General features: G+C 65.0%; 15 protein-coding genes. 8 read left to right on the forward strand and 7 right to left on the reverse strand.

All coding sequences use genetic code 11. The features are described 5' to 3' along the window. Window positions 1–162 precede the first annotated feature (162 nt). Both BRAS3843_RS22775 and BRAS3843_RS22780 read right to left on the reverse strand, forming a co-directional pair. On the reverse strand, window positions 163–954 hold the full coding sequence (locus BRAS3843_RS22775) for a methyltransferase domain-containing protein (protein ID WP_035982505.1): 792 nt from the start codon (window positions 952–954) through the stop codon (window positions 163–165). Then, on the reverse strand, window positions 951–4,382 hold the full coding sequence (locus BRAS3843_RS22780; protein ID WP_008971419.1) for an adenylate/guanylate cyclase domain-containing protein: 3,432 nt from the start codon (window positions 4,380–4,382) through the stop codon (window positions 951–953). The genes BRAS3843_RS22775 and BRAS3843_RS22780 overlap by 4 nt, the downstream gene beginning before the upstream one ends. Before the next feature lie 234 nt (window positions 4,383–4,616). Here BRAS3843_RS22780 and BRAS3843_RS22785 point away from each other — a divergent pair, with 234 nt between their 5' ends. The 3 genes from BRAS3843_RS22785 to BRAS3843_RS22795 all read left to right on the forward strand — a co-directional run bounded on the left by BRAS3843_RS22785 (window position 4,617) and on the right by BRAS3843_RS22795 (window position 13,236). After that, window positions 4,617–11,033, forward strand: a complete 6,417-nt coding sequence (locus BRAS3843_RS22785) for an amino acid adenylation domain-containing protein (protein WP_347379586.1) — start codon at window positions 4,617–4,619, stop codon at window positions 11,031–11,033. A gap of 130 nt (window positions 11,034–11,163) precedes the next feature. Further along, complete coding sequence (locus tag BRAS3843_RS22790; RefSeq protein ID WP_008971421.1) at window positions 11,164–11,352, forward strand: hypothetical protein; 189 nt, start codon at window positions 11,164–11,166, stop codon at window positions 11,350–11,352. A gap of 333 nt (window positions 11,353–11,685) precedes the next feature. Beyond that, complete coding sequence (locus BRAS3843_RS22795; RefSeq protein ID WP_008971423.1) at window positions 11,686–13,236, forward strand: D-aminoacylase; 1,551 nt, start codon at window positions 11,686–11,688, stop codon at window positions 13,234–13,236. Between the two features lie 14 nt (window positions 13,237–13,250). On the opposite strand, the gene BRAS3843_RS22800 is transcribed toward BRAS3843_RS22795, so the two are convergent. Next, window positions 13,251–14,315: a LacI family DNA-binding transcriptional regulator gene (locus BRAS3843_RS22800; RefSeq protein WP_083841418.1), complete on the reverse strand. Its 1,065-nt coding sequence runs from the start codon at window positions 14,313–14,315 to the stop codon at window positions 13,251–13,253. A 115-nt stretch (window positions 14,316–14,430) separates the two neighbouring features. On the opposite strand from BRAS3843_RS22800, the gene BRAS3843_RS22805 reads away from it, so the two are divergent. Further along, complete coding sequence (locus tag BRAS3843_RS22805) at window positions 14,431–15,732, forward strand: M24 family metallopeptidase (RefSeq protein WP_008971425.1); 1,302 nt, start codon at window positions 14,431–14,433, stop codon at window positions 15,730–15,732. A gap of 24 nt (window positions 15,733–15,756) precedes the next feature. After that, a complete protein-coding gene (locus tag BRAS3843_RS22810; protein ID WP_008971426.1) occupies window positions 15,757–16,722 on the forward strand; it encodes an NAD(P)-dependent oxidoreductase in 966 nt (321 codons plus the stop codon). 7 nt (window positions 16,723–16,729) lie between these two features. Here BRAS3843_RS22810 and BRAS3843_RS22815 read toward each other — a convergent pair whose 3' ends face one another. The 3 genes from BRAS3843_RS22815 to BRAS3843_RS22825 form a co-directional block, all read right to left on the reverse strand. Beyond that, window positions 16,730–18,043 (reverse strand): tetratricopeptide repeat protein, encoded by a 1,314-nt coding sequence (locus BRAS3843_RS22815; RefSeq protein ID WP_035982502.1) that lies wholly within the window; start codon window positions 18,041–18,043, stop codon window positions 16,730–16,732. Between the two features lie 5 nt (window positions 18,044–18,048). Next, entirely contained in the window at window positions 18,049–19,059 is a 1,011-nt protein-coding gene (locus BRAS3843_RS22820) for an aldo/keto reductase (protein WP_008971428.1), read from the reverse strand. A 123-nt stretch (window positions 19,060–19,182) separates the two neighbouring features. Continuing rightward, on the reverse strand, window positions 19,183–19,605 hold the full coding sequence (locus BRAS3843_RS22825; RefSeq protein ID WP_008971429.1) for a PaaI family thioesterase: 423 nt from the start codon (window positions 19,603–19,605) through the stop codon (window positions 19,183–19,185). 133 nt (window positions 19,606–19,738) lie between these two features. On the opposite strand from BRAS3843_RS22825, the gene BRAS3843_RS22830 reads away from it, so the two are divergent. Then, complete coding sequence (locus tag BRAS3843_RS22830) at window positions 19,739–20,923, forward strand: hypothetical protein (protein ID WP_008971430.1); 1,185 nt, start codon at window positions 19,739–19,741, stop codon at window positions 20,921–20,923. Between the two features lie 105 nt (window positions 20,924–21,028). Here BRAS3843_RS22830 and BRAS3843_RS22835 read toward each other — a convergent pair whose 3' ends face one another. Next, window positions 21,029–21,349 (reverse strand): hypothetical protein, encoded by a 321-nt coding sequence (locus tag BRAS3843_RS22835; protein ID WP_008971431.1) that lies wholly within the window; start codon window positions 21,347–21,349, stop codon window positions 21,029–21,031. A 216-nt stretch (window positions 21,350–21,565) separates the two neighbouring features. Here BRAS3843_RS22835 and BRAS3843_RS22840 point away from each other — a divergent pair, with 216 nt between their 5' ends. Continuing rightward, a complete protein-coding gene (locus BRAS3843_RS22840; RefSeq protein WP_008971432.1) occupies window positions 21,566–22,045 on the forward strand; it encodes a hypothetical protein in 480 nt (159 codons plus the stop codon). Between the two features lie 174 nt (window positions 22,046–22,219). Then, on the forward strand, window positions 22,220–22,907 hold a 688-nt coding region (locus tag BRAS3843_RS22845), incomplete at its 3' end, for an SDR family NAD(P)-dependent oxidoreductase (RefSeq protein ID WP_035982508.1).

The following is a 22,907-nucleotide window of genomic DNA, read 5'->3' on the forward strand; positions in this document are numbered from 1 at the left end:
TAATACGATTGTCGTCAGGGATTTTCAGATCAAAGCCGCCGCGAGCTTCATCGATTTGCGAGGACTCTGACGTCACGTAGTTCGTGAGACTGCGTTGCCGGGAGGAGCACGAATTTCGGAAAGTGGGTACGAGCCGCGACAACTTCGCCGCCTCTGCCGCGCTCAGCCGCATGGCAGTCCGTGCTCGATCCGTTGAAAGCGCACCGGCGCGATCGCCGCGGCCTGTTCCCACCAGTCGACCACCCGCTCGTCGAGCGCGCTCCCGCCACGTCCCTGGCCGGGAAAGATCGCGATGCGCCGGATCGCTTCGGCCTGGTAGCCCTTGTCCAGTCGCCTGATTTTAATCACGGTGCCTTCACGCGACGGAGCGGTGAGCGGCAGCAGCAGCCGTCCGCCGGGACGGAGCCCGCGGATCCACGCCGCATGTGGCTGCGTAAACCCGGCATGGACGATGATGACGTCGGCCTTGGCCCCGATATCCTGGGTGCCGTCGCCGCAGACGATCTCGACGTTCGGATAGCTGCGCAGATTGGCGCTTGCGCGTTCGGCAAATGCCGGGTCGTATTCGATGGCGCGGACCTTGCCCTTGGGGCCCACGATCTCCGAGAGGATCGCGGAGTAATAGCCAAGACCGCAGCCGATCTGAACGACGCGCTCGCCGCTCGCAATGTCGAGCACGTCGATGAAGTGCGCCCACAGGCTCGGCAATCCCGTGTCCAGGCGCCGCCGTGCATCGATCGCCACGAGCACATTGTCGTAAAGATGGATCGGATCGGCGCTCTCGGTCTTGGTGTAGTTGCGGGAAAACTCGCTCTTGATCCGCCAGGGACCTTTGCGGAGGAAGTGTTCCCGCGGCACGGCTTCCAGGGCCGCCAGCAGCCGCGAGGAGGCGATCTGCTCCCGGCTCGCAATGCGCGCGACATAGTGCCGGCGGGCGTCGGCGAGCTCGCTCAGTCGGTCGCCTCGCCCCATGGCTGATCCTTGCTGTCCAGACCGAGCTCATCCATCAACTGGATCGCGTCCATCATGTCGACCACCTCGAACCCTTCGCTGAATTTGCGGCAGACCGGCAGGATCAGCTCTGCGGCCTGCTGCTGCCGTCCGGTGTCGCGCAGCAGCCGGGCGAGGCTGACGGAGCTGCGCAGCTCCCAAGACAGTGCGTTCTGCTCGCGGGCCACCTCGAGCGACTGGCCAAACAGCTCCTCGGCATCTGGCGCCGCCGTCACACCACCCTGCATCAAGGTGATGTCGCCCTGCAGGCGATAGATTTCGGCGAGAAAGAAATGATCGCCGGTGCGCCTGGCGATGGCGAGCGCACCGTCCAGCGCGCGGAGCGCCGCTTCGGGCAATCCGGCCCGGACATAGGCGTTGGCAAGCATGCTTCTGAACCAGCAGCTGGCGAGCCAGGAATCCGTTCCCTCATAGGCATCCAGGCCGGACTGCAACTGTTTCAGTCCGTCGTCGATCTCGCCGAGCTCGGCCGCGGCCCAACCCTTGAGAATGCTGGCCTGATATTTGTAGTGCAGGAAGCCATGTTCGGACGAGATCATGAAGGCGCGCTCGGCGTGTCGCATGGTGCCCTCCACGTCGCGAAGGTGCTGGCACAGATAGGCGCCGAACTCGCAGGCGAAGGCCAAGGTGAAGGGATGGCGGAGCGTGCTGGCGATCGAAATCGCCCGCTCGCTATATTTGCGCGCCATGTCGGGATGGCCGAGGAACCACAGGAGATAGCCGAGATAGGACAGCGACACGACGCCGGAATCGATGCCGTGGCGCTCGCGCAGATCGTCATAGAGATCGGTGCCGTAAAGATTGATGCAGCGCTGCAGATGGTGATGCGACGCCGTGAAACGGCCGCGATACAGCATGGTCATCGCGATCGCCCGGTGCGCCTCGATCAGATATTCCTTGCTCTGATGCGCACGCTGCCGGGTCTGGTTGGCACGGTCCTGCCTGGCGAATTTCAGAAGCTCGACACTGAGATCGTGGCTCTTCCTCAGATCGGCGCGGATGAAGTGGCAGACCCAGAGCCCGCGTATTGCCGCGAACACCTTGGCGTCGTCGTCGAGGCGCTGGCCGAGCTCGAGCGCGCGGGCGAAATTCTCCTCGACCTCCTGCACGGCGTAGCCTTTGGCGGCAATCAGCGCGGTGCCGAGCGCAAGCCGGAGCTCGAGCTCCATCTCGTCGCAGCCGCGCATATGCGGATTGCCCTGGACCACTCCCAGTCCGCGCCGCAGATGGCCGATCGCCTCCAGATTGGCGCCGGCCTGCGCCGCCTGCCTGCCAGCCTTGAGCCAGAAGCCAGCCGCCGGTTCGCTCTGGCCGGATTCGGTGAGATGATAGGCGAGCAGCTCCGGCTCCCGCTCGGTCTTTTCGGGGTACTGGCCAGCCAGCACCTGCGCGATCCTTGCATGCAGCTTGCGCCGGTCGCTGTGCAGGAGGCTGGCATGCGCGGCATTCTGGATCATCACGTGCTTGAAGGTGTAGGTCGCCTCAGGCAGGTAGCCGCGGCAGACGATCAGCCCGGCCTCTTCGAGGTGGTTGAGCGCCGCTTCGATATGGTCGGGCGTCGCGTCGGCGACCGCACGGAGGATCTTGTAGGAGAACTCCCGCCCGATGGTGGCGCCGACCTGCGCGATCTTCTTGAACGGTCCGGTGCGGTCGATGCGCGCCATCAGCGAGTCCGTCAGCGTCGCCGGAATCGCCAGCTGCCGCCACGGACCTGCAAACACGTAGCGGCCCTGCTTCTCGGTCAACAGGTTGGATTCGATCACCGCCTTGGTCAGTTCCTCCAGGAACAGCGGCACGCCATCGGTCTTGACGATGATCTCTTCGATCACTTCGCGGGGCAGCTCGGTGCGGCCTGCGACCCGTTCGACCAAGGTGGTTCGCAGCTCACGGTTGAGCCGGCTCAAGGTCAGCATCGCGATATGATGGTCGGCTTTCCAGCTGGGCTGAAACTCCGGACGGCAGGTGATCACGATGAGAATGCGGGTGTTCTGGACCTTCTCGACCAGAAGATCGAGCACCTCGAGCGACGACGGGTCGATCCAATGCACGTCCTCAAAGCCGACCAGCAGCGGCCGATCGCTGGCGAGGCCGGTCAGGTGGTTGACCAGAGCCAACACCATCGCGTCCTTCTGCTGTTGCGGCGAGAGGCCGAGCGGAGCATAGCGGTCCGCGGTCGGAATCGACAGCAGGGCCGCGAACAGCGGTGCCACGCGCTCCGCATCGCCCTTGGCTGCAGCGACCGCCGCCTCGAGACCCGACAGCGACGGCGCCTCTGGACTATCATAGTCAAGACCGAGCGCGAATTTGAGCTGCTCGACAAACGGGTGAAACGGGGTGCTCGCATAATAAGGCGAGCACTGGAACGACACGTGCCCATGCGGCTCGCCCGCCACCCGCTCGCGGATTTCCTGCATGATCCGCGATTTTCCGATGCCGGGATCGCCGGACAGCAGCACGACCTGCCCCTTGCCCTCACTGGCCTGGAGCCAGCGCCCCATGAGCAAGGCAAGCTCCTCATCGCGGTTCACGAGCCGGGTCAGGCGCGGCCCCATCGCAGCGAAGCGGGTCTCGACCCGGGACGGGCGGACCACGCGCCACGCCTGGATCTTTTCGGAAATCCCCTTGAGCGCGTGGACGCCGAGATCCTGGTAGTCGAACTTGCCTTTCAGCAGGGCTTGGGTCGACGGCGCGATGACGACGCCGTTGGCCGGTGCCAGCCCCTGCAGCCGCGCGGCCAGATTCAGCGTCTCACCGACGGCGGAGTCGCGCTCCTCGGTGCTCTGGCCGATGAGGTCGCCGACCACGGCGAGCCCCGTCGCAATGCCGATGCGCACCGCCGGCGTGTGACTCGGCTGGCCAGCAGGCTCCTCCTCTCGCGCCATCGACAGTGTGCGAACGATCTCGAGGCCGGCCCGCACGGCCCGCTCGGCGTCATCCTCATGCGCGTTCGGGTAGCCGAAATAGACCAGAATGCCGTCGCCGACATAGCGCGCCGCAAAGCCTTCGAAGCTGCGGACCACATGTACGCAGGTCTCGCGGAAGCCCGAGATGATCTCACGCACGTCCTCCGGATCGAACTGTTCGGACAGCGACGTCGAATCCACCATGTCGCAGAACATGACGGTGAGCTGCCGCCGCTCGGCCAGCACGGTCGTGCGCGGCGCCGCCGCCCTGGAGTCGTTCCGAGTCTCGGCGGCGGCCGCGCGCAAGGGAGCCGCTGCGCGGTGCAGCCGCTTGCGATCGCCGAGCGGGACGCCAAGCTCGGCAAGATCGCTTTCGGTCAGATCTGGTATGACGTCGAGATCGATGCGATGGAGGACAAAGAGATCGTGGTATTGGCCAAGTCCGAAGTTATCGAGCCAACGCTTCAAACTATCCCCTCGTCCGGGGCTCAGCTCTTCTTTCGGCATAACAACCTATCTGGCTCAAGTATCGTCGCAAACGTATCGTCTCCGCATTATCTGACAAATTGGGGACTCCACTCTACGTTGGACTAGACACTTTCCTAAACGTCAAAAACAATAGCGTACCCTTTCAGAAAAGGCACGAAATTGCCAGACATTCAATTTCATCCGTCCCCAGGATCGGAGTCCGGCGACACGCCGTTGTTTTCGAGCATTGGAGCTCTTCTGCAATATCATGCAGCAATGAGTCCCGATCGTGCGGCGATTCTGGGGCCGACAGGAGCGGCCGTCAGCTATGCCGAACTCTGGACACTGACGTCTGACGTCATGCGCGATCTGCGCGGACTGGGTGTCGGCCCTGCCGACCGGCTCGCGGTCGTGCTGCCGCGCGGCCCTGAGAACGCGATGGCCCTGGTTGCCGTTGCTACAGCCGCGGTCTGCGTTCCCGTCAATCCGGATTTCACGGCCGACGAGCTGCTGCGCTATTTCGCCGATCTCAGGCTTTCCGCCCTGGTGACGCGAGCGGATATGGCCTCCGTCAGCCGCGGCGTCGCGCACACGCTGGGGATTCCGGTCATTGATATTGCGCCGGCGGGCCGTGTCGGTTTCGTGTTGTCCGGTCGTCCGATCCGGGCCCCGGTGGCGGCGGGTGCGGCTGCGGCCGAGGATGACGCTTTCATCTTGTTGACATCGGGCACGGCCTCGCGGCCGAAACTGGTTCCGTTGACCCACGACAACATCTGTCGTTCGGCCTATAATGCAGGAGCTGTGTTGCGGCTGACAGGCGAGGATCGCCTGCTCAACGTGCTGCCTTTGTTCCATGCGCATGGCCTCATCTCGGGCGTGCTGACCGCGCTGAGCGCCGGATCGAGCGTGATCTGCACGCCTGGCTTCGATCCGCAAAGCTTCCTTGCTTGCCTGCGCACGCTGAAGCCGAGCTGGTACACGGCGGTGCCGGCGATCCACCGGGCGCTGCTCTCTGCGGCCGAGCGCGAGCCGGAATCCGTTCGGGATTGTTCACTGCGCGTCATCCGCTCGGCATCATCCTCGCTGGCGCCAGCGGTCCTGGAGGGATTGGAAGCGCTGTTCGGTGTGCCTGTCGTCGAGACCTATGGCATGACCGAGGGCGCGTCCCAGATCGCGGCAAATCCGCTGGAGCTGCGCAAGGTCGGGTCGGTCGGGCGGCCTGCCGGACCGGAAATTGTGATCATGGATGAGCAGGGCCGGACTCTTCCGGCGGGGCAGCGCGGCGAGATCATGCTGCGCGGACCGACGATGACGCGCGGCTATTGCGATGATCCTGCCGCGACCGCCGCCGCGTTTCGCGATGGCTGGTTCAGGACCGGCGATCTCGGCTATCTCGATGCGGACGGATATCTCTTTATCGTTGGCCGGATCAAGGAGATCATCAATCGCGGCGGGCAGAAGGTCTCACCGGAAGAGGTCGAGCAGGCTCTGCTCCGTCACCCCGCGGTTCTGGAAGCTGCCGCTTTCGCCATGCCGCATCCGCGGCTTGGCGAGGCGGTCGCTGCGGCGATCGTGCCGAAGCCAGGTGCAACGGTCGATGCGGACCAGTTGCGGCAGTTCGCCGGTACGCAACTCGCCGGATATAAAGTGCCAAGCGTGATCCATTTTGCGGCGGCGCTGCCGAAAGGGGCGAGCGGCAAGCTCAAGCGGAGTGTCCTGGCAGGGACATTTGCGGCGCCGGCTCCGGCCGCGCGCCTAGTGGGCTCTGCGACACCGCGGACGAAGGAGGAGACGCAACTCGCCGCCATCTGGGCCGGCCTGCTCGAATGCGGCGAGCTCGGCGTCGATCAGGATGTATTTGCGCTCGGTGCCGACTCCATTCTGGTGACGCAATTCCTGTCGCGCGTACGCGACCAGCTCCGGGCCAGTCTTTCATTTCAGGATGTGTTCGACGCGCGGACCGTGGCCGCGCTCGCGACGCGCCTGCGGACGGGCGAGCGAGGGCGCGATGTTGCCGCGCCCCGCTGGCGCGTGCCGGTCGGCGATGAGGCCGCAGCACCGCTATCCTTCCAGCAGCAGCGAATCCGCTTTCTGAGCAATCTCGATCCGACCGGCTGCCACTATAACGTTGTGGAAGCGGTGCGGCTCAAAGGTCCGCTCGACTGTGCGGCGCTTCAGGCCAGCATCGCCGACATCAGCGCGCGCCATGAGACGCTGCGCAGCACGTTCTCCGAGCGGCGCGGTCGCCCGGTTCAGATCGTGCAGCCTGCGCCGGCACAGCTGCTGCGCGTCGCGCGCGGCGGCACCTCGCCGGCCGACCGCGACGGCGTGTTGCACAACGACGTGTTGCACATCATGCGACGGCGCATCGATCTTACGCAGGAGCCGCCATTTCAGGCCTGGCTGTTTCGTTTCGATGAGAACGATCACGCGCTGGTGGTCAGCATCCATCATGCGGCAACCGACGGCTGGTCCCAGCGTCTGTTCTGGGACGAGCTCAGAGCGTACTACGCGTCCCGCCGCGGCCTCACACCGGAACGTGGTCTTGCGCCCGAAACTTTTGCAGCGCCTGCGATTCAATATCGCCAGTTCGTTGCCTGGCAGCAGAGCTGGCTGCGCACGCGCACGGCCAAGCAGCAGCTGGCCTGTTGGCATGCGCAGCTTGACGGCATGACGATGTTGCCGCTGCGGACCGATCATCCGCGCCCGGCGCAGTCGAGCGGGCAGGGCGCCCGCCATCATCTGATTGTCCCGCAAGCTTTGTCGGAGCGGATCCGCGCGTTCTGCCGTGAGCAGGGCGTGACGCCGTTCATGACATTGCTCGCGGCCTTCCAGTGCCTTCTCTATCGCCTTACCGGCCATGCGGATGTGGCCGTCGGCTCCCTGATCGCCAACCGCAACCAGGTCGAGATCGAGCGGCTGATCGGCATGTTCGCCAACACGATCGTGCTGCGAACCGACCTGTCGGGCGATCCAAGCTTCCGTGAGCTGCTCACCCGCGTGCGCGGGGTCACGATCGACGCCTACCGCAACCAGGATCTGCCGATCGAGGAGGTGCTGCGGACCGCGTCGCGGCTGCGGAGCCAGGATGCGGCGCCGCTGTTTCGCGTCATGTTCATTCTGCAGAATGCCACGACCATAGCGCCGACGTTGCCCGGCCTGTCGGTCGAACTCCTCGATGTCGATCCCGGCATCTCGCGCTTCGATCTGACGCTCGAGCTCAACGATGCCGGGGAAACCTATTCGGGTTTTCTCGAATACAGCACCGATCTGTTCGAAGCCGACACGATCGCGCGGATGGCGGCGCAGCTCGACACGCTGCTTCAGGCCATTCTCGATGATCCCGGTGCGCCGATCGCGCAGCTGCAGATGCTGCCTGCATCGGAGCGGCGCGACGTCCTGGAGCGCGGGTCGGGACCGCGGATCGATTTCGCAGCTCAAAGCGATCTATCGGCGCGCCTGGCGGCACAGGCCGCGCGCCATCCGGAGGCGATCGCATTGTCGGACGCTCGGCGGCAGCTCAGCTATCGCGAGCTCGATGCTGCCAGCACCGCAATAGCCGATCGGCTCGCCAGCGAAGGCTTCGGGCCGGAAGCGGTGGTCGCCCTCTGGAGCGCGCGCACGCCGAACCTGATTGCAGCGATGCTGGGTGTGCACCGCGCCGGCGCGGCTTTCCTCTGTCTCGATCCTGCGCAGCCCGCGGCGCGTGTTGCGCATATGCTCAAGGACAGCGGCGCCGCCTTCATCCTGGCGTCGCGCGACGAGGCCGCGGCGCTGGGGCCTGTGATGGACCAACTTGCCGTCGCGGCCCGGCCATGCGTTGCTGTTATCGAGGACATGGCCGCGAGACCGCCGTCGGATCGCGCTCCGCTGCCGAGCCGTGCGATGGCCAGTCTTGCCTACGTCATCTACACCTCGGGCTCGTCGGGCCGGCCCAAGGGCACCTTGATCGAACGGCGCGGACTCGCAAACCATTTGGGGTCGCTGATCGCCGCGTTTGGCCTGGAGTCTGGTGACGTGATCGCCCAGACGGCGCCACAGAGTTTCGTCATCGCGGTGTGGCAATGCCTGGCCGGGCTGATGGCCGGCGCCCGCGTTCATGTCTGCGCTACCGAGGTGGTGAGGGATCCCGCTCTGCTCGCGCAGGAGGTCGAGGCGCAGGGTATCACCGTGCTGCAGATCGTGCCGTCGCTGCTCCGCGCACTGCTCGAGCGAGCCGAGGAGCAGGCGGTGGCGCGCGCGCTGTCCGGCTTGCGCATCGTGATCGCGACGGGCGAGCCGCTCACCGCCGATCTTTGCCGCAGCTGGTTCGCGCGCTTTCCTGGGATTCCGCTGGTCAATGCCTACGGCGCCTCGGAATGCTCCGACGATGTCACCTTGCATCGCATGATGTCTGCGCCGGAGCCCGGCGGCGCCGTGCCGATCGGTCGGCCGCTGCCGAACACGCAGCTCTACGTGCTGGACGGACAATTTCAGCCGGTGCCGATCGGCGTGGTCGGCGAAATCTGCGTCGGCGGTGCCGGTGTCGCCCGCGGCTATCTCAACGATTCCGTACGGACGGCAGAACGCTTCGTGCCGGATCCGTTCTCGGGCGATCCCGGTGCGCGGCTCTACCGCACCGGCGATCTCGGCCGCCAGCGGGCGGACGGCACGTTCGAATGCCTCGGTCGCATCGATCGCCAAGTGAAGATCTTCGGCCAGAGGATCGAGCTGCAGGAGGTCGAGCAGGTCCTGCTCGACCATCCGCTAGTGCGTCATGCGATCGTCGAGCCGCATGGCGGAGCGGACCGCGACGTCAGGCTGATCGCGCACATCGTGGCCGCTTCTGAAAGCCGCTTGACCGCGAGCGAGCTGCGCAGCTTCGTCAAGGTGAAGCTGCCTGGCTACATGATTCCGGCAGCTTTCCTGTTTCTCGATTCCATGCCGCTGAATGCGCATGGCAAGCTGGATCGCGCGGCCTTGCGGGCGCGGCCGATCGCAGATGCCCCGGAAGGCCCGGTGTCGATTGCGCCGCGTCACGCGACCGAGAAGCTCGTCTGCGAGATCTGGGCCGAGCTGCTCAAGCGGCGCAGCATCAGTGCGACCGACAATTTCTTCGAGCTCGGCGGGCATTCTTTGCTGGCCGGCCAGGTCATGGCCCGGATCGCCGGCGCCTTGCGGCTGTCGCTGCCGATGAAGGTCCTGTTCGAGGCGCCGACTGTGACGGCTTTCGCGCAGCGGATCGATCAGGCTCGCGCCGAGAGGGGCCAGCCGCCGCTGCCCACTCCGCTACTCGCAGAGGATCGGGGACCGCAGATATCGATGGCGCAGGCGCAGATGATCAGAATGGAGCGCGCGCTTCCTGGCTTGCCGCAGTTCAACGTGCCGTTCGCGTTTCGGCTTCGCGGGCGTGTGAACGTCGACGCGCTCGCGCGCGGTCTCGCCGAGGTGGTGCGCTGTCACGATGCCCTGCGCACCGGCTTCGGTTGGAGCGACGACGAGCCTCAGGCCACACTCATGGCTGCCGATCAGGTGCGGAGACTGCTGTCCGTGGAGGATCTTGCCGATGGCTCGGCAGAGGTGGACGACGCTGCGAGCCAGCGGCTGCGGCTGAACGCCGCGAAGCTGATGGCACAGCAGGAGGCCTGGACCCCATTCGCCGTCAGCCAGGCGCCGCTGCTGCGCGCGCGTTTGTTGCGGCTCGGAGCCGATGATCATGTGCTGCTGTTGACCTTCCATCACGCGGTCGTCGATGGCTGGTCGATCGGACTCCTGCTGGAGGAGATCACGCAGGCCTATTTGTCCGTGCCGGCACATGAGCCGCGCGTCCCGCTGGCGCCGGCCTTCGCCGATCTCGCCCGGCAGCAGCGTGCATGGTGCGCAAGCCCTGAGGCCGCGGCGCAGCTACGCGATTGGCGCGAGACGCTGCGCGGCGCAACGCCGATGTTCGGCCGCGACAAGGGCGGCGCCGCGGCGCGGCCTGGCGCGCGCACGAGCCATGAAGCCGTCCAGCTGACGCGAAGCCTGATCAAACCGTTGGAGGCGTTCGCCAGAACACAGAACGGGACGCTGTTCATGGGCTTGTTGACCGCGCTCAATGCATTGCTCCTGATGCGGACCGGGCGACAGGACATCTGCATCGCCACCTCCATGGCCAATCGTGTGCGGCCAGGGGCGGAGCGCGTGGTCGGTCCGCTGGAAAACACGGTGATCATCCGTAGCCGGCTCACGCCCGAACTGTCGTTTGCGGAGGCGTTCGGTCGGGTGCGCCACGCTGTGCTCGACGCCCATGCCCGGGAGGAGTTGCCGTTCCAAATCCTCGCCGAGCGCCTGGCGGAAGAGGAGGGTATCGATCCCGCGGGGCTGATCCAGGTCTATTGCACCTTGCAAAATCCGCTGCGGCAACCGCTGAAACTCGCTGATGTCGCGGTGAAGCCATTCGGGGATATTTTCCGCGAAGGCCAGCCGGTGCTACCCGTCAATCAGACCTGGCTCAGTCTGATGCTCAAGGAGCGGCCGTCGGGCATCACGGGGGCGCTCGGCTACAAGGCCGATCTGTTCGAGGCCGGCACGATGGTGCAGTGGGTCGCGGATTTCTGCGCCATCCTCGAGAATGCAGCGGCGGGACCCCAGACGTCATTGGCACGCTTGCTCGCCCGCCGGGCGGCATGACCGGTTCGTGAAGACGAACCGGGACGCGCGCCTGTGAGTCCCGCGCAATCGATCTTGATTGTTCGCTTGCGTCGGGCAAGAGTGCGCGCCGTTGCAACCGGCAACCACGAGCCGAAGGAAAGAGGTTACTATGGGCTTTGTCAAATATATTGATTTCAGTGCCCTGTCCGACGAGGAACGGGAAGCCTTGCAGAAATTGTTGGAAGCTCAAAAAGAGGACCTGATGGACGCTCTGAAGAACGCCAATCAGGGCCTGGCCGCCTTGAAGAAGGGGGCCAAGAAGGGCGGCAAGAAGGCCAAGTCCAAGAAGAAGAAATAAGCCTCGGTCGCGCTGGCGTTTCATGCGTCGACGCGCTGATCCGGGGCCGCTAGTGTCCTGAGTCCGAAGTTCGCTTCAGTTCTCAGCGATCTCGCAAGCGAACTTCGGAATCAAAGGATGCTGGAAGTTCTTTCTTCTGGCGCCGTTTGGTTCCGAAATTCGGTTGACGCGCCTGAACCGTGATACTGAAGCAGATTTTCGAACCGTCCCACTGGATCGCGCTCATCACTTTTCCGAAATTCGTGACTTCGGACGTTCGCAAGACAGCGTCTTGTCGCCATACATGCGAACGCTAAGTTACGAATGTCATAGAAGGTGCTGGCGCGAGGGCCCATGGCTAAAAGGACGGTTGAACAGACGCGGACTGAACTAGCTGGGACTGAGCCAAGTTGGACTGAACAGACGTCCAGCGGGCAGGCCAGGGCTTTCGATCTTCTCATCCGCGGCGGTACGGTCATTGACGGCACCAAGGCGCCGCGCTTCGCGGCAGATGTCGGCATCTGCGACGGACGGATTGCCGCCATCGGCGATCTCGCTGGCAAGCCGGCGGCGCGGACGATTGAGGCTGACGGCAAGATCGTCGCGCCCGGTTTCATCGACTCCCATACCCATGATGACGGCGCGGTGCTGCTCGACCCGCAGATGGTCTGCAAGATCTCGCAGGGCGTGACCACGGTCGTCACCGGCAATTGCGGCGTCAGCATTGCGCCGCTCAAGCCGGGAACGTCGCGGCCGATGCCGCTGGGCTTGCTCGCCTCTGGCGACGGTCGGAACACCGAGTTCGCCACCTTTGCCGAGTACATCGGCGCGCTGCGCGCCACGCCGGCTTCGGTCAACGTGGCGCCGATGGCAGGACACACCGCGCTCCGCGCCTCCGTCATGAGCGATCTCGATCGCGCGGCCACGGATGCTGAAATCGCCGAGATGCGCACACTCGTGCAGGAGGCGCTGGATGCAGGCGCCTTGGGTGTCTCGACTGGGACCTATTATCCGCCCGCGGAAGCCGCGCCGACTGAGGAGATCATCGAGGTCTGCCGTCCTTTGACCGGAACCGGCGCGGTGTATGCGACGCATATGCGCAACGAGGCGGACCGCTGTGCCGAGTCGCTCGAAGAGAGCTTTGCCATCGGCCGGGCGCTCGACGTGGCGGTCGTGATCTCGCATCACAAGCTGGCCGGGCCGGCAAATTTCGGCAAGTCCAAGTTCACGCTGCCCATGCTCCGCGGCGCCATGCAATGCCAATGCGTCGCGCTGGACTGCTATCCCTATAATGCCTCATCGACGATGCTGCACACTGATCCCGCCAAGTTGCAGGTGAAGGTGGTCGTTGCCGCCTCGAAGCCGCATCCCGAAATGGCCGGGCGCGATCTCGCTGACATCGCCGCCGAATGGGGCGTCGATCGGCTGGAGGCAGCGAAGCGGCTGCAGCCGGCCTCGGCGATCTACTTCTCGATGGATGAAGCCGACGTGCAGAACATCCTGGCGTTCGAGCCCACCATGATCGGCTCCGACGGCCTGCCGTTCGGCGAACGGCCGCATCCGCGGCTGTGGGGCACGTTCCCGCGCGTGCTCGGTTATTATTGCCGCGAGCTCGAGCTGTTCCCGCTGGAGACCGCGGTCTGGAAGATGAGCGGACTGACCGCGAAGAATTTCGGGATCAAGCAACGCGGCACGATCGCGATCGGCAACCACGCCGATCTCACCATCTTCGATGCCACGACCGTCCGTGACACCGCGACCTATGACGCGCCCTGCGTGCCGGCGGCCGGCATCGAGGCAGTGATCGTCAACGGCGCCCTGACCTGGTGGCAGGGCGCGCACCAGGGCGCCACCGCCGGGCAGGTGATCACCCGCGTCGCGCCGGAAAGCAGCGCGTCCCTTTAGCGCCTGCGACGAGTTCAGCGCGGCGGCGCCGTCGAGCCACGCACGATCAGGCTCGGCGGCAGCACGATGTGCGCGCGCTTGGCGGCGGGATCTGCAATGCGTGCAAGCAACAGCTTTGCCGCGGCTTCGCCCATCTCGCGCTGCGCGATGCGCACGGTGGTCAGCGGCGGCGCGACCATGTCGACAAACGGCATGTCGTTATGCCCGACCACCGAGATGTCGCGCGGGCACTCAAGCCCGCGCGCGGCGAGCGCGTCATAGACACCGAGCGCCAACAGGTCGTTGGCCGCGACGATCGCGGTCGGCCGCGTCTTGCGGTCGAGCAGTTGCAGCGCTGCCCGGCGCCCGGCCTCACGCGTATAGGTCTCGGCTGTTTCGATCATGATGCCCGGCGATGGCAGCCCCGCATCCTTCGCTGCCGCCTCAAACCCGGCCCGACGTTGGGCGCCGGTCGAGACGCTCGAGGGTCCTGCGATGTGGGCGATGCGCCGATGACCGAGACCAACAAGATGTTCGACCGCGAGCCGCATGCCGGTTTCGTCGTCGCTCGCAGCCGACGGCAGTCGCGCGCCGGCATCGACGCGATTGACAAGGACGACCGGGAGCGCCGCATCCAGACAATGTTTCACGATTGCGTCGCGCAAGCCGACCGTGCCGAGCACGAGGCCATCGACTCCGCGCGCGATCAATCGGTCGACAAACTCCTGCTGCGAGCCGTCAGTGCCGATGTCGACGACGATCGTCGCATAGCCGCTCGCATTGAGCTGCTCGGCGATGCCGGAGAGGATCGGCGGAAAGCCAGGGTCGGCGATGTCGGGCGCCAGCACGCCGATCAGTCCGCTGCGGCCGGTGCGCAGGCCTTGCGCCGCGGTGTTCAGCCGATAGCCAAGCGCATTGGCGGCGGCGTGAATGCGCCGGGCCACGTCGTCCGCCACTAGGTGCTTCATGGCGGGGCTCAGGGCGCGCGACACCGTCGAGGGATGCACGCCGCAACGTTCGGCGATGTCCTTGATGGTCGGCCGCGATGTGCCGGCATGTGCTGCGCGCCTTCGTGCCGATGTCACCGGGTTCCGCTTCATATGCGTGTCTTCATGTCGCAACGCAGCGACGTTTGTCTCGCCCGTCGCCTTGACAGGCTTCGGCCACCTGCAATAAACCCCGTGTTGCAATCGATTGCAAGCCGGAGATCCGCACATGGCCGCCAACGCGCTCAAGCCGCATCTCGTCAGCCCCGAACATCTCGATCCACACTGGCGCTGGAGTCGTGCGATCCCCTCGCACGGTCACGTCTCGGTGGATTTCGAGCGTCGCGTCGATTTCGACCGGCTGCGCCGCTACCGGCTGGCGCGGGCGCGTGCAGCGCTGAAGGCCTCCGGCTGCGGCGCGCTCTTGCTGTTTGACGTCAACAACATCCGTTACGTCTCCGGCACCAAGATCGGCGAATGGGAGCGCGATAAGCTCTGCCGCTTTGCGCTGCTGGCCGGCGACGGCGAGCCGATCGTGTGGGATTTCGGCTCGGCGGCCGTGCATCACCGCATCTATTGCGACTGGCTGGCGCCGGAGAATTGCCGCGCCGGCATGCTCGGCATGCGCGGCACCGTGCCGCCCGCGGTCGGGTTGATGAAGGCGCACGCCGAAGAGGTGATGAGCCTGCTGCGCTCCGCCGGCGTCGCCGACATGCCGGTCGGCGTCGACCTCGCGGAGACCGCGATGTTCTTCGAACTGCAGAAGGCCGGCATGAAAGTGGTCGACGGTCAGCAGGTGATGCTGGACGCGCGCGAGATCAAGAATATCGACGAGATCATGCTATTGAACCAGGCTGCCGCCATGGTCGACGGCGTCTATCATTCGATCTACGAGCATCTGAAACCCGGCGTGCGCGAGAACGACATCGTCGCGCTCGCCAACAAGATGCTCTACGAGATGGGGTCCGATGACGTCGAGGCGATCAACGCCATCTCAGGCGAGCGCTGCAACCCGCATCCGCACAATTTCACCGATCGCATCCTGCGTCCCGGCGACCAGGCCTTCTTCGACATCCTGCAGTCCTACCAGGGCTATCGCACCTGCTATTATCGCACCTTCAATGTCGGTCGCGCCACGCCGGTCCAGCACGATGCCTATAAGCGTTGCCGCGAATGGCTCGACAACGCGATCGCCCTGATCAAGCCGGGGGTCTCGACCGACACGGTCGCAAAGGTCTGGCCCAAGGCGGAGGAGTTCGGCTTTCCTTCGGAGATGGCCGCGTTTGGCCTGCAGTTCGGCCATGGCCTCGGGCTTGCGCTGCACGAGCGGCCGATCATCTCGCGGCTGGTCTCGCTGGAAAACCCGATGGAGATCAAGACCGGCATGGTGTTCGCGCTGGAGACCTATTGTCCCGCGGCCGACGGCTATTCCGCGGCGCGCATCGAGGAGGAGGTCGTGGTCACCGACAAGGGTTGCCAGGTGATCACGTTGTTCCCGGCGGAAGAGCTGCCGATCGCCAACCGCTACTGAGCTCACAGGAAAACGGAGAGACGTATGACGGCGACGCACACGCTCGGTTGGATCGGCATGGGCCGCATGGGCTTTCCGATGGCCGAACGGCTGTTGAAGGCCGGTCACAAGGTTTCGATCTGGAACCGCACCCGCGCCAAGGCCGAGCCGCTGGCCGCCAAGGGTGGTGTCATCGTCGATCGGCCGAACGATCTCGCCGGATGCGAGATCGTGTTCTCGATGGTCTCCACCGGCAAGGATCTCGAGCAGGTCTATTTCGGCGAGCACGGCCTGGTCGCGGCGAGCTCCGGCGCGATCCCGAAGATCCTGGTCGACTGTTCCTCGATTGGCGTCGAGCAATCGGAGGCCATCGCAGCAAAGCTGAAGGCGCTTGGTTGCGAGTTCGTGCGCGCGCCTGTTTCCGGCAACGGCAAATGCGTCAAGGCCGGCAAGCTGTCCTCGGTGGTGTCGGGGTCGAAGGCAGCGTTCGATCAGATCGAGCCGTATCTCGCCAAGATCGCGGCCTCGGGCGTCTCGTATGTGGGCGAGGGCGAGCTGGCGCGCATCTGCAAGATCGCCCACAACGTCTTCCTCGGCGTCGTGATCCAGAACCTCGCCGAGATCACCATTCTTGCACAGAAGGCCGGCGTGCCGCGCCACGCCTTCCTCGACTTCATGAATGCGAGCGTGATGGGCTCGACCTTCACGAAGTACAAGAGCAACGCGCTGGTCAATCTCGACTGGACCACCACCTTCACGCCGACCTTGCTGCGCAAGGATCTCGATCTCGGTCTCGCGGCGGCGCGTCAGCTCGACGTCGCGATGCCGGTGACGGCGGCGACGCGCGAAGCGCTGCAGGCCCATGTCGGTGCGGCCAGCCTGCAGGCTGATCCCGCCGGCTATCTGGACAAGGACTTCGCCGCGCTGCTGGAAACCGTCGCGCTCGCCGCCGGCCTCAAGCTGCAGCCGGAAAACATGCCGATGCCGACAGGCCTCGAAACAGAGGGATAGTCGAGGTCTATCCGCTCGCCAATGCCCGCCAGCGCGTGTCGCGCGCCGAAGGACGGCGATGCAGCCGCGCGTCCAGCACAATGCGCGCCTGGGCGAGTTCGCCGCTGCGGATCAGCGCTAGGATATAGGTATCCTCGATCACCTCGCGCTGGGCGTGGCTGCCGCCGATCCTGGCGAGATCGCCGATGACGGGCTTGAGCTGGTCGACACAGCTGCGCCAGTCGCCGTCGGCGAACGCACGCAGGGCGCACACCATGTGCGGAACGATGCGACCGGCCGGGAGCTTGCCCTCCGCCAGCCGCCGCTCCACCGCCGCGAGGCGTCCCTTGAGTGCGGCCTTGTCATGGACAGCCGCAGCGATCATCACCAGATGCATCTCGGCGAAGGCCAGACTCGAGCCCGTGAAGCGGTGGTTCGCATAGGCTGCTACGTCGGTCCAGGCGTTGGGCGGCACGGAGTAGCCCTCAGCCGCGAGCCGCCACAGCAGCGAGGCGCAGTCGGAGAGTGCATTGAGCGGAGGCGCCGATTCCATCGTCGGCCGGAGCACGTCGGCGTACACCGCAAACGCCTGCGCGGCATCGCCTCGGTCGAGCGCGCCGAGCGCCTGGTGCCAGCGGATGTGGCCGTGCAGCATGCCGCTTCGATCGTAGTCGCCGATCCAGTTGGTTACGAGCGCGTCGGCCTCATCGACCGAGCCATCCTCGAACATCGCATGCAACAGCGCGTGCACCGCGTAGGCGTTGTGCCGGCGCAGCGCGAAGGCACGCGTTGTGATATCGCGTCCCTTCGCCAATTCGCCGGCCTCTGTCAGCGCCCAGCCGTGGTTCGACATGAACCACCAGTCCTCGCCATAGGCGGCAGCAAATCTGTCGCACAGCTCGCGCCGGGCGGCGTCATGGTCGGCACGGCCGGAGAAGGCCAGCAGCCCGAACGCTCCTAGCGGCAGTGCCATCACCATCGCGTCGCGCGGCCAGCTCTCAAGATGCGACAGCGTCGCGGTCAGCGCCTCCGCGCTGCGGCCTTCGATGGCGAGCGAGAGCGTCGCGACATGGCTCTGCTCACGTGCGGTGCCGCGCCGTTTGACCAGCTCGCGCGCGCGTCCGATCGTCTGCAGGGCAGGCTCGCGCTGCTGATAGATGGCGTGAATACGCGCACGCGCGGCATGCGCCAGCGCGAAATCGGGATCGCGCGCGATGGCGTGTTCGAACGCCTCCACGGCGCCCGGCCAGAACGCCAGCAGCAGATCGACGCCGTCGCGATAGGCCTGCGCCGACTCCGGTGAGTCGGTCGATAATGGTAGCCCGTACCGGTCCTGCTCCACGGCACTCACCCCACAAGCGGCCGGCGGCCCTCGATCGGATAGGCCGGATCGTTGTAGCCGGGGGTCGAGGCATGGCCGGTCGTGACGAGGCGGTCGATCAGCGCCTCGTCATCGGCGGCGAAGGGATAGTCGAGCGCGCGGATGTAGTCGTCCCATTGGGCCTCGGTGCGAGGGCCGGCAATCACCGAGCTCACGAAGGAGGAATTCAGCACCCAGGCCACCGCGAATTGCCCAGCGGTGAAGCCCTTGGCCTCGGCGTGATGCTTGATCTCCTGCGCGAGCCGCAACGATTCCGGCCGCCACTCGGTCTGCATCATCCTGGTGTCGTTGCGTCCGGCGCGGCTGTCCTTGTCGGGCGCTGCATCGGGGCTATATTTTCCGGTGAGCACGCCACGCGCCAGCGGACTGTAGGGCACCACGCCCAGGCCATAATAGCCGCACGCCGGCAGATGCTCGACCTCGGGCATGCGGTTCATCGCGTTGTAGTAGGGTTGGCTGACCACCGGACGGTCGATGCCGATGTCATCGCAGATGTTGCAGATTTCGGCGACGCGCCAGGCGCGATAGTTGGAGACCCCGAAATAGCGGATTTTGCCGGCGCGCAGGAGGTCGCCTATGGCGCGCACGGTTTCCTCGAGCGGCGTCGCATGGTCTTCCTTGTGCAGGTAGTAGATGTCGATGTGATCGGTGCCGAGCCGCTTCAGGCTCTCATCCGCGGCCTGCAGCACCCAGCGCCGCGATAGCCCGGCGCGGTTCGGATCATCGCCCATCGGGTTGGCGAGCTTGGTGGCGAGAATCCAGCTGTCGCGATGGTGCGCGATGGCGCGTCCGACCATCTGCTCGGATAGGCCCTTGTTGTAGGCGTCCGCGGTGTCGATGAAGTTGATGCCGGCCTCATGCGCCTTGGCAATGATGCGCGCCGAAATCGCCTCGTCGGTCGGACCACCGAACATCATCGTGCCCAGGCAGATCGGCGATACTTTCAGGCCGCTGCGGCCGAGCTGGCGATAATTCATGGGATGCCTCGTGATGTGTGAACGCTGACTTTCATGGTGACATTCCGGGGCGGAAAAACCGAGCCCGGAGTCTCGAGGTTCCGGGGTTCGATGCTTCGCATCGCCCCGGAACGACGTTGTAGCTCATTCGCTCTTCAAGATCTTGAACACGCCTGAGGCCATTGCGATCACGCGGTTCTCGACCTTCACCTCGGTCGTGATGAAGATCAGGCTCCGCGTCGTGCGCACCACATGCGGCCGCGAGACCAGGGTCTCGCCGATCTTGCCGGCCTCGACGAAATGGGTGTCGAACTGGACGGTGGCCATATGCGGCTTGCCCGAGACGTGGCGGGCGGTCATGCCGCAGCTCCGGTCGGCCAGCGTCATGATCACGCCGCCTTGCACCAGGCCGCGGCGATTGTGATGCTTGTCCTCGGCGACCAGCGCATATTCGTTGATCCCGTCGACCTGGCGTTGCCACAGCGGGCCGATCAGGTGCAGGAAGCCCGAGGTGTCGACGATCTCCCAGCCGTCGGACGTCATCCTGGTCGCGACTTTCTGAGCCATTGGCGGCAGTTCCCTCCACATCCGACTTGCGGCGACGGAACTCATCACCGGCCGGCTTTGCAGCGTCAAGCCGTCACGGGGTGCTGACCAGCCTCGGCCTGGAAGTCGCCGCGGTTTTGGCTACAACCAAGCCATGCATCACCATCCGATTCGCACAACCCTGAGGTTCGTTGCAGGTGTCCTCTCGCTTGCAGGGCCGATGCTTGCAGCCGAGCCGGCCGTGCGGGCACCGAGGGCCGTCGCGGCGATGGCGCAAGCCGCTTCACCGGAGGCGATCGCCGAGTATCGCCGCAAGCTCGCGGAATACCAGGAGGCGCGCGCCGCATTCGAACAGCAGGCCGGCGCCTATTGGAAGCTGATCGCCGATAAGCGCCGCACCCGCAACGCCAAGCGGCGCGACCATCAGCCGATCACGCTTGATGACTACGTCCTGGAGCAGCCGCCGGTTTACGAAGGACCGAAGCGGCCGGTGAATCCGGAACCCGAGCCGGAAGGCCCGTCGCGCGAGGGCAAATATATTCCAGTGGTCGCCGATCTCCTGAAAGCGGCACGGGAGCAATTCCAGTGGCAGCCGCAGCAGCCGGCCAACGACATCGATTTCAAACGCACCTATGCTCGCTTCGCCGCGGCGAGCGGCCTGACGCGCGAGCAGGCGGTGCGGGTCTACGCGTTCGAGACCGGCGGCAATGGCAGGCACGATTCGCAATCCGGCTTTCGCGGCAACCGCGCGATCTCGACCGCGATCGGCTACAACCAGCTGCTCACCACCAACACCGTCGAGCTGTTGGCCGAGCAGGGACCGCTATTCGTGCGGCTTCTGGGTGAGCGCGTCACCCAGACCAACGGGCCGGCGCGAGCGGTGTTGGAACAGAAGCTGTCGGTGCTGAAGAAGATGGTCGCGGTCGCGCGCTCGGTGCCGGACGGCTGGTCGGCGCATGAGAAGATCGGCGACACCGAGCAGGGCTGGGCCATGCATGCGATGGTGCTCGACATCGATGTCGGCCCGATGCTGCAGACCCATAAGCTGCTCACCTCGGTGCTGTTCGCCCGCGCCAAGGGCTATGCGCGTCCGCTCACCGCGGCCGAGCTGGAGATGATGAACCTGACCGGCGATGGCACCGGCTTCGACATGGTCACGATGCCGCAGCCGATGCGCGAGCAGGTGCCGACCTCGAACTTTTTCCAGCGCTCAGGCTACGAGCGCAATCCCGTCGCTGTCCGCCACAACACCGTGGCGAAGCTGCTGGCGGTCACCGATTCCAGGATGGACTCGCTGAGCGGACTTCCGGGGTCCAAGGACTTGGCTGCGGCATTCTAGGCGGACCTGTCGACCGAGCGGCCGCAACACGCGCGATGGTCCTCCCCCCGAAGGGAGAGGGTGGGGCACCGCAACCGGACGATACGCCGCGCCAGCAGCAGAGATCTATTCGTCCGCGCCGAACGAGAAGCTGCCGTCGCCCTCCAGATAGGGGCCGCTTCGCATATAGAGCTGGCCGTTCTCGCCGAGGAAGAAAATGGTGCCCTTCGGCACCTTCCTGGCGCCCTTGAATAGCATGTTGGCGTTCTTGGTCCCCATCTTGTAGGCGAGCGTCTTGCCATCCTTGCCATAGGCGTAAGCCATGTCCGGCTTGAGCTCCCACGGCGTGGGTGCGGCCGGCGCGGCGAAGGCCGCTGTCGCCGCGACACCGACCAGGACACCAAACAGGCCGGTCGTCACAAATGCTTTGAAAATTGGGGTCGTCATCTCATCCTCCCACGGCCGGTCGGGCCGCCGCCATTTCGAACAAATCACGAACGTTGTCGCCTCGCCAATGTAAGGCCAGTGGTTCGCCAGTGGTCCGGATTGTCACACCACCAAACGCGATTCATTTTGCGATTTTTCGTTCCCGATCTCGCGACTATGTTGGCGCCATGGTCTAGAAATGAACCGCAAAGAAGATGCATGTAGGGGATGATTCGCATGAACCTCGTCACGAAGATCGGCTCTGGTTTCGCGTTGTTGCTGGTGACGCTGGTTTCCGCCGTGCACGCCGACGAGTTCAAGCTCTCCAACAATCAGCGGATTGCCTGCAGCCGCGGCCTGTCCCCCGGAAAGCTCAACACCGCCACGTGCAAATCCTACACCTACCTCTTCAACGTCAAGACCTCGGAATATTTTCGTTGCCAGATCTCGCTGTCGCTGACGCGCGACAACAAGGAGGTTATCAACGTTCAGGCCGACGGCGGCTGCGCCAAGAAGCCGCGCGTGTTCGATACCGATTCCAACTATGAATTCGATGCCACCGAGACCGAGCCCGCGAACACCAATTCCTTCTTCGGCAGTGGGGGCTACTCGATCTGGGCCGCCGACACCACCCAGCAGAAGGTACGCGGCTGCATCACCATCTCCTCCGGGTTGGGGTCGGACATCTCCAAATGTCTCGACATGACCTTCCAGTGAGGTTCTGCCAGCAAGGTCCCGCCAGCAAGATCCTGCCAGTATGGCTCCGGTGTTGAGCATGGCCGTCATGCGTTGAGGGCTCGCCGCACCCCGTCGTTCTCTCGAATCGGTTGACCGGATCGGCACATCCGGCCAATTTGCCTGCAAAAATCAATGCAAGCAGGTGAGGAAACGATGGATCGTCTCAAGGGCAAGGTCGCCATGGTCGTCGGCGCCGGCTCGATCGGGCCGGGCTGGGGCAATGGCAAGGCGACCGCAGTGACCTTTGCGCGGCATGGTGCGCAGGTGTTCTGCGTCGACCGCAACAGGGATGCTGCGCAGGAAACGGTCGGCATCATCGAGCGAGAGGGTGGCCGCGCCACCGCCTTTACCGCTGACGTCGCGCGTGGTGAGGAGATCGTCACCATGGTGCGGGCCTGCCTTGCGACCTACGGCCGCATCGACGTGCTCGACAACAATGTCGGCATCGCCGAGACCGGCAGCGTGGTCGATTTCGAAGAGGCGGAATGGGATCGCGTCTTCGCGGTCAATCTCAAGAGCGCTTACCTCGCCATGAAGCACGTCGTGCCCGTGATGATCAGCCAGGGCGGGGGCTCGATCATCAATATTTCGTCCGTTGCCTCGATCCGCCATATCGGCATTTCCTACGTCAGCTATGGTGCCAGCAAGGCGGCGATGAACCAGATGACGCGCACCTCGGCGGTTGAATTCGCGCCTCAACATGTGCGGGTGAATGCGATCCTGCCGGGGTTGATGAAGACGCCGATGGTCGAGCATTCGGCCGGCCTGGCCGCGGGCTACGCCAACGGCGATGTCGAGGAGATGTGGAAGAAGCGCGACGCCCAGGTGCCGATGGGACACA

Origin of the sequence: Bradyrhizobium sp. STM 3843 (assembly GCF_000239815.1) — a bacterium.
GTDB lineage: Bacteria > Pseudomonadota > Alphaproteobacteria > Rhizobiales > Xanthobacteraceae > Bradyrhizobium.

Coding starts and splice junctions, on each gene's coding strand:
- BRAS3843_RS22790 (WP_008971421.1), top strand. CDS start 11,164: ATGGGCTTTGTCAAATATATTGATTTCAGTGCCCTGTCCGACGAGGAA.
- BRAS3843_RS22795 (WP_008971423.1), top strand. CDS start 11,686: ATGGCTAAAAGGACGGTTGAACAGACGCGGACTGAACTAGCTGGGACT.
- BRAS3843_RS22800 (WP_083841418.1), bottom strand. CDS start 14,315: ATGAAGCGGAACCCGGTGACATCGGCACGAAGGCGCGCAGCACATGCC.
- BRAS3843_RS22805 (WP_008971425.1), top strand. CDS start 14,431: ATGGCCGCCAACGCGCTCAAGCCGCATCTCGTCAGCCCCGAACATCTC.
- BRAS3843_RS22810 (WP_008971426.1), top strand. CDS start 15,757: ATGACGGCGACGCACACGCTCGGTTGGATCGGCATGGGCCGCATGGGC.
- BRAS3843_RS22820 (WP_008971428.1), bottom strand. CDS start 19,059: ATGAATTATCGCCAGCTCGGCCGCAGCGGCCTGAAAGTATCGCCGATC.
- BRAS3843_RS22825 (WP_008971429.1), bottom strand. CDS start 19,605: ATGGCTCAGAAAGTCGCGACCAGGATGACGTCCGACGGCTGGGAGATC.
- BRAS3843_RS22830 (WP_008971430.1), top strand. CDS start 19,739: ATGCATCACCATCCGATTCGCACAACCCTGAGGTTCGTTGCAGGTGTC.
- BRAS3843_RS22835 (WP_008971431.1), bottom strand. CDS start 21,349: ATGACGACCCCAATTTTCAAAGCATTTGTGACGACCGGCCTGTTTGGT.
- BRAS3843_RS22840 (WP_008971432.1), top strand. CDS start 21,566: ATGAACCTCGTCACGAAGATCGGCTCTGGTTTCGCGTTGTTGCTGGTG.